The sequence below is a fragment of the Endozoicomonas sp. ISHI1 genome, assembly GCF_024606225.1.
Lineage (GTDB): Bacteria > Pseudomonadota > Gammaproteobacteria > Pseudomonadales > Endozoicomonadaceae > Endozoicomonas_A.
The window spans coordinates 42,255-55,433 of record NZ_JAGRPU010000008.1 but is presented as its reverse complement, the minus strand read 5'-3'; the positions used below and the strand labels follow the sequence as shown (position 1 = coordinate 55,433).

The 13,179-nt window shown below is 47.7% G+C and carries 9 protein-coding genes; 2 read left to right on the top strand and 7 right to left on the bottom strand.

Annotated features, from left to right (window positions below; all coding sequences use genetic code 11):
• Nucleotides 1-101: 101 nt before the first annotated feature.
• Nucleotides 102-1,313 (top strand): hypothetical protein, encoded by a 1,212-nt coding sequence (locus KBW69_RS07290; protein WP_257280464.1) that lies wholly within the window; start codon nt 102-104, stop codon nt 1,311-1,313.
• Nucleotides 1,314-1,393: 80 nt separating this feature from the next.
• On the opposite strand, the gene proB is transcribed toward KBW69_RS07290, so the two are convergent.
• The 4 genes from proB to rplU all read right to left on the bottom strand — a co-directional run bounded on the left by proB (nt 1,394) and on the right by rplU (nt 4,662).
• A complete protein-coding gene (gene proB, locus KBW69_RS07285; protein ID WP_257274524.1) occupies nt 1,394-2,524 on the bottom strand; it encodes a glutamate 5-kinase in 1,131 nt (376 codons plus the stop codon).
• Between the two features lie 29 nt (nt 2,525-2,553).
• Nucleotides 2,554-3,762 carry an Obg family GTPase CgtA gene (cgtA, locus tag KBW69_RS07280; protein WP_257280463.1) on the bottom strand — a complete coding sequence of 403 codons (1,209 nt, stop codon included), beginning with the start codon at nt 3,760-3,762 and terminating at the stop codon, nt 2,554-2,556.
• Nucleotides 3,763-3,980: 218 nt separating this feature from the next.
• On the bottom strand, nt 3,981-4,238 hold the full coding sequence (rpmA, locus tag KBW69_RS07275) for a 50S ribosomal protein L27 (RefSeq protein WP_257274522.1): 258 nt from the start codon (nt 4,236-4,238) through the stop codon (nt 3,981-3,983).
• 112 nt (nt 4,239-4,350) lie between these two features.
• Nucleotides 4,351-4,662: a 50S ribosomal protein L21 gene (rplU, locus tag KBW69_RS07270; protein WP_257274520.1), complete on the bottom strand. Its 312-nt coding sequence runs from the start codon at nt 4,660-4,662 to the stop codon at nt 4,351-4,353.
• A 400-nt stretch (nt 4,663-5,062) separates the two neighbouring features.
• On the opposite strand from rplU, the gene ispB reads away from it, so the two are divergent.
• Nucleotides 5,063-6,040 carry an octaprenyl diphosphate synthase gene (gene ispB / locus KBW69_RS07265; RefSeq protein WP_257280462.1) on the top strand — a complete coding sequence of 326 codons (978 nt, stop codon included), beginning with the start codon at nt 5,063-5,065 and terminating at the stop codon, nt 6,038-6,040.
• A gap of 19 nt (nt 6,041-6,059) precedes the next feature.
• Here the strand turns inward: ispB and KBW69_RS07260 are convergent, their stop codons facing one another.
• The 3 genes from KBW69_RS07260 to KBW69_RS07250 form a co-directional block, all read right to left on the bottom strand.
• On the bottom strand, nt 6,060-6,878 hold the full coding sequence (locus KBW69_RS07260; RefSeq protein WP_257280461.1) for a class I SAM-dependent methyltransferase: 819 nt from the start codon (nt 6,876-6,878) through the stop codon (nt 6,060-6,062).
• Between the two features lie 435 nt (nt 6,879-7,313).
• Complete coding sequence (locus tag KBW69_RS07255; RefSeq protein ID WP_257280460.1) at nt 7,314-9,914, bottom strand: hypothetical protein; 2,601 nt, start codon at nt 9,912-9,914, stop codon at nt 7,314-7,316.
• A gap of 559 nt (nt 9,915-10,473) precedes the next feature.
• Nucleotides 10,474-13,092, bottom strand: a complete 2,619-nt coding sequence (locus tag KBW69_RS07250; RefSeq protein WP_257275325.1) for an inositol phosphate phosphatase SopB — start codon at nt 13,090-13,092, stop codon at nt 10,474-10,476.
• Nucleotides 13,093-13,179 lie beyond the last annotated feature (87 nt).

Genomic DNA, 13,179 nt, shown 5'->3' with positions numbered 1-13,179 from the left:
TTTTACCGGCTTTTTTTATGCCTTTACAAATTGAAACTTTAAATTCACAACTATACTTCCGCATTGTTTCTTTCTACCCCCTCTCAACGAGGATCTTAATCATGCGGTATGTTTATTCGTTACTCTTGCTCGCTTTCAGCTGCCTGACAGCAACGCTCTCTTATGCGACGCCCGCTCCACAGGAATTCACTTTGGTATTTTGCGCCCCAAAAGGCACATCGACTGAGGTAATTACCGAGATGGGAATAGCCAAATTCGCCTACAAAATAAACCCCGTCGAGGCTGCTGCAATCGTACAAGAGACGGTGTCTGATTACCCCACACTTCCAAAAGTCGTCTGCACCGGCGAGATCACAAAGATCATGCAGATAGCCAAAATTGGCAATCACCCTACTCCGACCGAAAGCGATCATGAGTTCTTCCGGAAGATCGCAGATGCTGTTACCAAGACTCACGCGTCGTTCGAGACATTCGCCAGGGGCGACAATCAGTTCCTTTACCGAACTATCGCCATGGAGAACGCAAAAGAGGTTTTCATGGACTCCAGGAATGCTCAAGCCTCCGAACAAAAAGATTCCGGCCTGACCAATAGTGGAATCAGCGATTATATGAGCAAAAATACCGGCATGCTCCTCCTGCTTCCACCTCTGGCATTCGGTGCAGCCGGTGCCTCTGAATACACCATTTACTACGTTATGGCACTCGCTCTGGGTATTTCGTTTCACCAAACAGGCATCTGGAATTCACTGACTATCTTGACACTGAATACCGCCGGCATCATTGCTCAGGCAAACCTTCTTTACCAACAAAACAAGGGCGCCGAGTTTCAAGACGATTGGGATACCGGAGGCTATGCTTTAGAGACAGTAAAAGAGGAGTATCAGAAGTTACACACGGAAGGCACAGATTATAACACTGTAGCAACCACCTCATGGGCTGTTCTGAGCCAACAAGTCGCAGTCTCTGCATTTACCTTCAGCTCCATCAAAATGGCAGCGGCCAAATATTTAGGCATGGGCGCAAGAAGCGCTCTGGGTGTTTCATTTGGTCAGGCTGCCTTTAACATTATCTTTGAAAGTTTGACAGGCTCCCCTCTGGAAGACTGTATCCCCATTTTCAAATACAATAGGAAACACAGCGCCATCAGTGCCAAAAACTGGCCTTACTACGGCAAAAAATTTGTCGCCTCCAACTTTTTCCTGATTCTCTGGGCTGCCAAACAATCAGGATTGATTGCCAGCCATACTGCCTGGCTGGGCAAACACTTGGCAAAAGCATCATCCTTTCTGTGGAGAAAAAACAAACAGGAATAAAAGTGTGAAAACCGGGATCAGATCATGAAGTCTACTTTCAAAATAAGTTACGATCTGGTCCCATAGACCCCATAACTGGCTCAATGCCCTGCAAGCACCATATTATCTCGATGCAAAAGCTCAGGCTCTCCCGAATAACCTAGCAATTCACCAATCCTGTGACTGGGTTTACCAATAATTTTCCTGGCATCATCTGAACCATAATTGATCAAACCACGAGCCACTTCATGGCCGGACTCATCGACACAGGCCACCATCTCCCCGCGGAGGAAGCGCCCCTCTACAGCCTTTACCCCGACAGCAAGAAGGCTTTTGCCCTGATTTTTAAGCACATTCACTGCACCCGCATCCAGCATCAGCTTACCTGAAGTCTGCATATGCCCCTGCAACCACTGCTTGCGAGCAGCCATTCGTTCATGATCCGGCGTGAGCAAAGTACCCAGAACTTCCTGCTCAAAAAGACGACGGATGACATTCTCAATCTTCCCACCGACGATGACTGTTGCCGCACCAGAAGCCGCAGCCTGACGAGCTGCCCGAAGCTTGGTTTGCATACCACCGCGACCCAGACGACCGCTGACACCACCCGCCATAGCATCCAAAACAGGATCAAGGGCTCTGGCCTCATTCATCAATCTCGCAGCGGGGTTTTTACGAGGATCTTCTGTATACAAACCATTCTGATCCGTCAGAATCACCAGAACATCGGCCTCCACCAGATTGGCCACCAGTGCACCGAGGGTATCGTTATCACCAAATCGAATCTCATCGGTCACAACGGTATCGTTCTCATTAACGACGGGCACCACCCCCATATCGAGCAACGTCCTCAGGGCACTGCGAGCATTCAGATATCGTTGACGATTACTGTGATCAGCGTGAGTCAGCAGCACTTGGGCTGGTTGAACATCATGCCTCTGAAAACTGCTTTCCCAAGTTTGAACCAGTCGCGTCTGACCCACAGCAGCAGCAGCCTGAAGCTCATTCAGAGCACTCGGCCGCTGCTTTTTCCCAAGCTTTTCCATACCTGCCGCTACCGCCCCGGATGATACCAGAACCAGCTCAATGCCCTGTCTACGCAGTTCGCACAACTGATCAACCCAACCATCAATCTGTTCAACGGCCAGACCACGTCCTTCATCCGTTAACAGGGCGCTGCCTATTTTGACCACCCAGCGCCGGGCTGTTTTCAGTCTGCTACGCTCACTCATGCTACTCTCCTGCGCTCTCTTCTTTAAGATCAGGGTGCGTAGAACACTTCAACGTCATCATCGTCGTCATGATCATCATCGTCTCGAGCCGCTTTTTCAGCCTTTCTGGCCAGACGCTGCTGCCTTCTCTCTTCTGCCAGCTCGCGCATTCGCCTGCGAGCCTCTTGTTCCAGCTTGTGACGAACCTCTGCTTCCTGAGCGGCCATTTCTGCATCTTCGCTTTCCTGAAGATTACGTTCTTCAATGTAAGTCATCAGGTCCTGAGCCAGCTTTTCTGTGCCCCGGGAAGAGATTGCAGAAATCTTATAAACAGGACCTTCCCAACCCAGTTCTGAGATCACCTGATCACAGACTCTCTTCTGCTGATCTTCCGGCAACAGGTCGAGCTTGTTCAATACCAACCATCGCTCACGCTCAGCCAGGGCAGGACTAAAACGTTTCAATTCATCCACAATGGCATTAGCAACATGTACAGGATCGCTCTCATTAAATGGAGCCACATCAACCAAATGCAGGAGTACACGACAACGTGAAAGATGTTTCAGGAATCGAATCCCCAAGCCAGCACCTTCAGCGGCACCCTCAATCAGACCGGGAATATCAGCAATAACAAAACTGCGATGTTTCTCCACACTCACTACACCCAGGTTAGGCACCAGTGTGGTAAAGGGATAGTCTGCCACTTTCGGCTTAGCCTGAGAGACTGAGCGAATAAAGGTGGACTTACCTGCATTGGGCATACCCAGTAGACCCACGTCGGCAATAACCTTGAGTTCCAGTCGAAGCGAACGCTCTTCACCCAGAGAACCTTTGGTAGTCTGCCTCGGAGCACGGTTGACGCTGGATTTAAAACGGGTGTTACCCAGACCGTGCCACCCCCCCTGGGCTACCAGTAGTTTCTGGCCCACGTGAGTCAGATCACCCATCACTTCTTCTGTTTCATCATCCACAACCGTAGTGCCTACAGGTACCGGCAATTCTAAATCCTGCCCCTTGGCACCGGAACAGTTGCGACCACGACCCGCTTCGCCACTTTCTGCCTTATAACTGCGCTGATAACGATAATCCACCAGCGTGTTCAGGTCATTCTCTGCAACCACATAGATGCTGCCACCGTCACCACCATCACCACCGTCCGGTCCACCCTTGGCAACGTATTTTTCACGCCTGAAACTCAGGCAGCCATTGCCACCTTTGCCAGCCTGAACTTTGATGGTGGCTTCATCAACAAACTTCATTCAAAACCTCCCGCAGCAATGACTTCAAACGGTCAATACCTGCAGATAAATACTCAACCAGATGCCCACAGCAAAAGAAAAGCATTGACCTCCAGACACTCAACCTCAGGAGTCTACACCACTCAAATCACTTTACGCACATACAAGAAAGCCCCGCCAAAAAGCGGGGCTTTTCTATGGCGTCACCCTCAACAGGGGGGCGAACACCAGAAGTACTGTTACGCAGCTTCGATGCGAACGTACTTACGCTTCTGAGGACCTTTAACCTCAAAAACAACCTTGCCATCAGCCTTGGCGAACAGAGTGTGATCCTTGCCAATGCCGACATTCTCACCCGCGTGGAATCGGGTACCACGTTGTCGAACCAGGATGTTACCTGCGCTGACGACCTGACCGCCGAAACGCTTAACGCCAAGGCGTTTACTTTCTGAATCGCGACCGTTACGAGTAGAACCACCCGCTTTTTTGTGAGCCATGCTGCTCTCCTTTTAGCTCGGTCCAACAGCCGGCTACCACACCAGATGCAGACCTTAGAAGTATTTAACGAACTGCTTCCAGCCCATCAGCCATGCCTTTTAAAGGCCTGAATTAGCCAGCAATGCCGGTAATTTTCAGCTCAGTGAACCACTGACGGTGGCCCATTTGCTTGCGGTGGTGCTTACGACGCTTGAACTTGATGATCTTGATCTTTGGACCACGACCATGAGCTACAACTTCAGCAGTAACCTTGGCACCCTCAACAACAGGAGCGCCAATTTTGACTTCTTCTCCGTTGGCTACCAGCAGTACATCACTGATATCCAGACTCTCACCTGCCACTACGTCCAGCTTTTCAACCTTCAGGGTTGTGCCTTCAGCAACACGGTACTGCTTGCCGCCAGTTTTGATAACTGCGTACATATTTATCTCCGAAAATCCTAAATAGCCTCTTTGTCAAAGGCATCCGGCGAGATCAGGACTCATTCAAAAGAATAAAGCCAAGGTACTCTGACCGGAATTTTCAATACTATCTACGTCTATCTGATCATCACTTCCAGATGGGCTGCGCCGCATAAGCCTCTGGTCAGCTCTGAAAACAGAGCCCAAAAGCATGACAAAATGGACCGCCGCCCGGATTCTCAGCCAGATTGTTAGACAGGGGCGCAAATTCTAAGGAATTGCAACCCGACTGGCAACCCCGATTTGTCTACGATACTCCCAGAGATTATACCCATGAAACAAGCACTGAAGTCATACAGCTATTGACAGTCAGGCGGCCACTACCTAGGATGCTCGATTTGCCAATCTCTGCAGCAGCCATATGCCTGAACGCAACAAGCACTCCTTTCAAACCGTTGTCAGCGAAGATTTTGCCCTGGTTAACCAGTGCATCGCCGAACAGCTGCATTCGGATGTTGTCATGGTCAGCAAGATTGGCCAGTACATAATCCAGTCCGGAGGCAAGCGGCTCAGACCCCTTCTGGTTCTGCTGACTGCACGCGCCACAGGCTTCCGGGGACATGATCATATCTCACTGGCGGCTATCATCGAGTTTCTCCATACCGCAACCCTGCTGCACGATGATGTCGTGGACCAGTCTGACCTTCGCCGGGGACGTGACACAGTGAATGCCCTCTGGGGTAATGCTCCCAGCGTTCTTGTGGGCGACTTTCTCTATTCCCGTGCCTTTCAGATGATGGTCGGCCTGGACAACATGCAACTGCTCAGGATTCTCTCTGATGCCACCAACATCATTGCTGAAGGTGAAGTCATGCAGTTGATGAATATCAACGATGCCAGTGTGACAGAAGAACAATATATGGATGTCATCCGATGCAAGACTGCCATGTTGTTTGAAGCTTCTACTCATACTGCCGCGACCCTCTCCGGTGTGGACAGCGAGGTTGAGCAGTCCCTGAGAGATTATGGCCATCATCTGGGCATGGCATTTCAACTGGTGGATGACTTGCTGGATTATGAGGGCGACAGTGAAGACATGGGAAAAAACCTCGGTGATGATCTGGCGGAAGGCAAACCCACCCTGCCTCTGATATTCACTCTCTCCGAAGGCACCCCGGAGCAGAAAGCGCTGGTCAGGGAAGCCATTGAACAGGGTGGTCTGGATAAGATTGATCAAGTGGTTGAGGCGGTTCGTTCCTGTGGGGCGCTGAATTATACATCCCTGAAGGCAAGAGAACAGTCTGACAAGGCTATTACCTGCCTGCAAGCCCTGCCTGACAGTGAGTTTCGTGACGCGATGGAAGATCTGGCACGTTTTGCTGTGGCCAGAACGTTCTGAACAGATGGCCGCAGCAGGTTTACTGGAACTCAATGACACCGATCCCCATCCACTGTTCGTTCATATGAGTGATCTCAGTGACACGCTGCCTCTCCCGATAGGATAGCCGCAGGTCGTTCCAGCAACGCCGCGTGCCGCCGTCGAGGTGATCGTATTCAGTCCCATGAATATCGTGGAAGCCGCACAAGCGGGCGTACCGCCCGAGGTTCATAAAGTCACGCTTCATGCCGTGATAGGAATGGTCACCATCAATGAACACTACGTCAAAAGCCCGTCCGCAAAAATCAGCGGAAGTCATGGACACCTGCTTTCGGAGCGGGAGGCGCTGGGCGTAGTGATCCCAGTCCCGGAAGTTGTCTTCAATGTCCACGCAATGATATTCAAGTTCCGCATTGAATCGACTTAGGACCGCAGAGGTAAATGTCGCAAATCCTCCATACATCACGCCTATCTCGATGAACGAGGCTGGCTCGCGTTCGATGCAAAGCAGCAGGAAGTCAACGTACTCCGTGGGAATTTGCAGCAACCCGAAATTCGATGCACTTATGTATTCCTGGAATGCGCCGTACAGTTCCCAGCCCTGGTATATGCATCCGAAGCGTTTCAGTAGCTGGAGCAGGTAGGCGCGCCGCCTCAACTGCTCTGGCGGAGCAGTAAGAATTTCGTCGATGACCTCCCGGCCCTTCGCCATGTCGTGACACAGCGCATTATCTTCCATTCGGGACAGTGCTTCATTCATTGGTTTAAACCCGTTTTTGATTCTGAGAGCACCCTTGCGCAGGGCTTCAATGTCGGTTTTAACAGCATCTTTGAATGAGGATTTCAATTCAAAATACATAGAACTCCGCTAAGCGGGTCTCAAAAAGACTCACTCGCGTGAAGCCAAACCCGTCGCATCGTTGAAGTCAAGATAGCATCAGAATGCATATCTCGGAGAACGCGGCAAAATACTTTCTATCTATGCCAGACTTAATGAACTTTTTTCAACAGCCAAGGTTGTCAGATCAAGCAGCCTATAGCCAATTGGTCAACGTATTTTACGGCACTGGGCAGATTAGGGGGGGGGCAGTTCCAAAGGTTCATTGTTGCCTGAGGACTGCCAGACATGACCATCAGCCACAATGATCTGTGACTTTATCCAACTGTCCTGAAGACTGGCTGGATAACCCTCCCTGAAAAAAACCGAAATTTGTTCGCTTTAAAACAGTGTTTGATCTCTAACATCGAGCAGGGATCTAATATTTTGGCATGTGGCCACCTCAGAAAATACTTACTAGAAACCTAAATCGAAACTGATATCTGGACCGCTTACATCGAAGCTGCCTAAATCGAGACTGCCACCGAGACCGCTTACATCGAGGCTACCTAAATCGAGACCGCTTACATCGAAGCTGCCTAAATCGAGACTGCCACCGAGACCGCTTAAATCCAGACTGCCTACATCGAGGACGTCCCCAAAGACTGAATCTGAAATAGACAGGTTTATTCCAGAAGAGCCATTTGTGCTGTCCAAGGATAAGTTTTCGGTTACAGCATCGGAGCATCCAGAAGCCACCTCGGCAATATGCAAGCCAGAGCTTATATCAAGTGGCTGGTCTGTAATATTCCCGACATTAATATCATCTAAAAAGCCGGAAGCGGGTGTGGATAAATTTCCTGTGACAGTAGACGGAGAAAGATCTCCGCGCACATCACCGGTATCAAATGAATAACTGCTACCCATATTGACGGGATATTCAGGGTTTAACAGGGCAGTGTACACATACGGCATCCAAAATCCATCTATTGGAAAAAACCAGGCAGCAGGATTCATTTGAGCCAAGCTATAGTAATAACTGCCAAGCTTCTGATGGTGCAACGACAATGAGTTGTCTAATTCTTGCTTTTTCTGGCTCACAATTTTATCGAATTCATGGGATTTAATTAAGACCTGAGCGTCAAGCTTGCGCTTAAGATTACCGATGGCCATTTCTTTTATCTTCTGACATCTGTTTTCTGTGGTTGGATTAGCTTTGATCTTTTTAATCATTGTATTTATTATATTTGGTCTCGGTATATGTCTTTGGTAAGTATTTGGGTTCATATGTGTTTCATTAAAAAACTTGTCGATTAGTTTTTCAGCGCTTTCTCTCATTTCGTCTGTGGGCGCTATTATCATAGCCTCCAAGGAAAGCGTAATAGCCTTTTTTAAAGGTTTTTCTACTCTTTCTGTATCATAACGATTTAGAATGTAACGAAAACCAAGATCAGCTTTAGAAAATTCCTCGAAAGCTTTTTCAATTTTTTCATTATAACGAATGCGAATACTTGGTTCTCTAATTAGAGTGCTAATTTGATGTTGATAATTAGCTTTTTGTGAGTCAATAATCTTTTTAACCCGTGACTGACTGTTTTTAATAAAAACTTCTCTTGATGCGTCTACGGCTTTATAAAACTGCTGATGGATTTTCTGTTCAATAATTTTTTTATGAAGTTTCCTGAGGTCAATATGATCTGGATTTATTGCTAAAGCTTTTAGGCAAAAGGTGCTCTTGTCTTTATCAAAAGCGGTATGTTTGGTGAGCTGGTAAAAGTGCTCAAATCTGGCTGCCTGGGATACCACTTTTTTATATAAGATATCAAAATGTTCTGAGAAATGTGAATTTAAGGCAGTAACTTTATTAAATGTATGGAGTGCATCATCAAAGTCTTTAATAAATGTGCACATTTTATAGAATAATCTGTCGGCAACTTCATCTTTGCGCAGTCCGCCCAGTCCGGCAAGACTTACTCTGATAAAAGCCTTTATCCCGGCAGCTAATGAGTCGACCTCGTTGATTAGTAAAGAAGATGCCTTTTTGAGAATTATTTTTTTACTGTCTTCACGGATAGCATTCATCTTCTTATCAAGTAAAAACAGTGATTCAGTGGATAGCTCTTCAGGTAAATCCTCTATTGTTTTTATCATACGCTGAATAAGAAAATTATGACTTAAATCTGACAGGGTTCTTATATATCCTTCATGATTTTCAACAAATTCTATTAACGACTCCATAGTGTCGAGTGAATCAAGGTGACGACACAAATTACCGACGGCCATGTCATTCAGTGTTGCATTCAAATTTTTAAGAAACTCTAAGTTACTTAGTATTCTATCTTGCCCCCACGTCTGCAGATTAATGCGAAGATGATTCAATCTTTTTTGCTCTTGCTCTATCTTTTGATCGACCAAACAAGAAACCCTGTATATCAACTGGAGAGTCTCGGCATTACCGGAGTCAGGGTGTTGAGCCTGGTCCTCGTCAAATAACGTCTTTAATGAGTCTTTCAACGAACAGAGCGTATCGGGAAATGCAATGAACTCAGATAGTTCTGAGTAGACGAGGTTTAGTAGGGGGTGGATACTGGAAAATGATTGGGTGGCACGCTTCAGGTTATCTTCCAAAAGCGTATCTATGCTCTGTATTTGTTCATCAAGTTTCTTCTGTAGCCTGACGTATCTTCTGTTATCGTGACTGCGTATGGGCCACTTAAGATTATCATCTATATTAGACTCCAATGTTCTCAACGCCAATTTGTTGCGCTGATAAGCTTCCAAAGGCTCATCCTTATCGGCATAAGTTTGAAAGCTATTCCGATAGCTATCAAGCTGGCGTTCATTTTCTCTAAGGTCTAAATGCAACCGAAAAGGTTTGGGTAGCAGGCATCGAATGCATGACTGTTCAATTGCAACAATTCTGGAGCGTCTTTGCAGTCCGGTACTTTGTGGTCCAGGTGTTAAGGCCGATGAATCGACGTTCACAAGGGGCAACACTGAAGAAGTGGTTTGCTCTCCATGATTTTGGGATGAATGCCATCTCGCATCAGTCTTTGCCAAGGAAAAATCATTTATCATAGTAATCTCCAATTTGTGCATGAGTGGTCAGTTAGACACAGACGCTGAGATAAGCCGATTAATCAATTCTTGCTAAGTGGTTCCTCAGTTGTTTTCCAGTATTTCTGACCATAATGACAAATTGGACAGTGATTTCATGAAAAGGTTTCAAACATTTTGCTGTTATTTTCTCATTACGTGAAATCTTTGCTGCATTGCTGATAAAGCCTGTCCTTCCAGTCTGTGATCCTGCCATCGTTGCTTCACTCAAAAAAGACATAAACTGCTCCCGACATCCTGTGACGGTGGATTCAGGTCAGATAATTAATTTTAATGTCTTCCTGGCAATATTCGGACTACTCTAACGAGAGCATTTTTGCCCCTTCGATCCGGACGATAGAAATCGTAGATCAAAATCTGATAGATGAATAAAATGAAGGGTCTATCAAACTGATGGGTTCTGAGGTGCAGCTTGATCCCATAAGTGATTGAAACCTGGCTTGGCAGTTGGAGATTCTCACGCCGTAGAGCACCGGAAAAAAAAGGTGGGCAGATTTAAAGCCCGCAAGAGCTTCGGTGACTATTTCACTCTAAACCGGGCTTTATGAGCAAGCTGATGAGCAAATTCACCCAGACGCTTTTTGTTCAACTGAGTCTTGAACCCGGGCAAGTTGATATTCATTTGCTGCAATTCAAGATTACCTGAACCAAACTGGAAAGCCTGACTGAGGTTGCGATCTTCCCGGCTAACGGGTTTGCGAGGATCAGGGACATAGCCTCTGGCCTCCACCTCGGCAGCAAAGCGCTTGATCGAGGCGTCGGCTTCTCCGGTTCGGTCCTTACCACTTTTACAATTGATATGACCCACCGCGCCTATCTTGAATGCCAGCAACTGGATTCGCTCAACCATCTTATAAGCATCTTCGCCTTCTGTTCGATAGTCGCCTGAAACATGAAGATCCCTTATTTGTTCAACCAGCATACGGACAACCTGCTTGGATTGCTCCGGGGCAGAGCCAGCCAGATAGTCGCCTACCCAACCTCCTACGGGATCAAACTGCTCAACAGAGCCCATCAGTTCAATAAGGCCCTCATTATTGACCCGCCTGGCCTCACCCCAGGGACGGACAACGGACTTCAAACCACCCAATGAAAGTGAATTGACACCATAATTGGTGTTGGCCAGCTTCATATTGACTCTGAGTTGATGTTTTTCGCCGTCGGCATCAGAAATGACCAATGGCTTACCCTCGTTAAGTTCTTTCTGAATTTCCTTGAGGGCGGCGACCTGCTCTCTCTGCATCTTCAGTTCATCATCATGAATATGCAGATAGTGCCTCAGTTTGTCGGCACTGAGCATAGACGTGGAGAGCATTTTCAAAGGAACAGGCTGCCCCGATGTCAAATAGTCGGGATTATCATCCAGAAACTGTTTTACAGCGGCCGTCACCAACTCCCTGGCCCGGTTTCTGGCTGCGGCAAGTCGGGGCTCTTTTTCTTTTATCCCATAGGCACAGAGGGTTCCGGAACGCAACCCTTTGAACAGAACTTTCTTGTTCCCCTTTTCTGCAGTCGACAGCTCAGATTGCGCCATATTGACGGCATGAAAGCGTTCACTGGTTTCAGTCGAAGGCCTGCCCATACCCTGATAAGAATGTTCAAAGATATCTTTTGCACCTTCTCCCCATTTCATTTGCGAAGCAGGGGTCAGCTGACTCTCATAATGCCGGGTTCGCCCCTCAATCCTCACATCCAGATGGGTAGTGATTTTTTCCCATTGAACTGTTGAGAGCACCAGACTGCGTGATTCTTTCAGTTTCTTCCTGGCATTATCCAGACCCACCTCTCCAAGCCGCTTCAATATACAGGCTGTATAAGCCTCTGCATCAACCACGGGCAGAGCGTCAGCGTGGGAAGCTCTTCCTGTTAGCTTCGCTCTGGCTGGAGGAAGATCATTGTCTGTTCCTTCCTGAATACGGTTAAAATGGTCACTCCACGTCTGGTGCAATGCCTTCAACTCTGCCAGCTTTTTGGTTTTCTTTCTGCTGAACAGACCTTCCTTACCTGAGTTGTTGATGAGTGCACTTTCATGCTCAATTTCACGCTTGAGAACATTAATAGCAGAAACCATCTCCAGACATTTAAACTTTTTCCACTGCTGCGGCCCCAGTGGATTCTCCTGATCACTGACCTCCAGCTGATCGATAAAATCCAACACACCATCGAGCTGCCCCACCAGATCATGGATAAGGGCCTGCTGCAATTGGGCAGGCAAATTTTGTGAATGACGCTCCAGTGCGTCCAGCGTCTTGATAAGCTGCCTGGCAAGCTCTCTGGCTTCTTCAGCCTGTTGGGCATAGCTGATGTTCTGCAGACGCTCCAATGGAGAACCGGAGAGAAGACCTGAAACACGGTTGGTGTAATACTCGGCATTACCTATCAGCTTCATCTCGTATTGACTGATATAGAGATCATCACCTTCTATCGGAGTTCCCGGGACTTTGTCCCTATCAAAGTGCTCTTCGGCCCAGAGCCTGAGCTGACCGGGAAAAAGAGTATGCCCCCCCTCTGCTTTGCTGTTGAGAAAGCGGGCCGTTTCGGGAATAGTGGTTGAGAAGATGGATTCATGATGACCGACTGCTTTTACCGCAAGTTCAAGAGCCTTTGATTGGCTCAGATAATCGGTATGACCAGAGAGCTGAAACTGAACGACTTCCTTAAGATGCTCCTGCTCGTGTGAAGGAAGAGATCGCCACTTAAAAGGTGTCGCAGTCTCAAACGCTTTTTCCACCATATCGGAATCCAGCCAGAGCTCTATACTGCTACAATTCAGCTTTCTGACATCTCTTAACAGGTCTGTGGCACGTGTTTCCAGCTTTTTAATGGTTCTTTGGTTCAGCGGCTTGCTTTTGAGATCATTGTGAAGCTGATTTTCCACAAAACTGCCGTACTTGGATACAAATGCCGTAGTCCCTTCACTGGCACTGAGTTTTTCACCTTCCCTCAGTTCTCTGACAGGTAGCGGCAGCAGCTCGGCCTCCCGACCACGCCACTTGCCTCTGACAGAAATGTCAGTGGATTCATGCTGCCCTCTGTCCAGCAGGGGTTGCAAACATTGCAAAGTCCGTTGCGATGGATTCAAAGCACTCACTTCCCTATCACCAATCTCCTCGCAACTGTTATCGGCCGGTTTAGCCAAAAGTCCTGCGTTATCAGGCACAACACCTGATTTCAATCTTTCATGATGAGTCTGGCTTTGCGCAACAGAGCGGATATAATGTCGCCA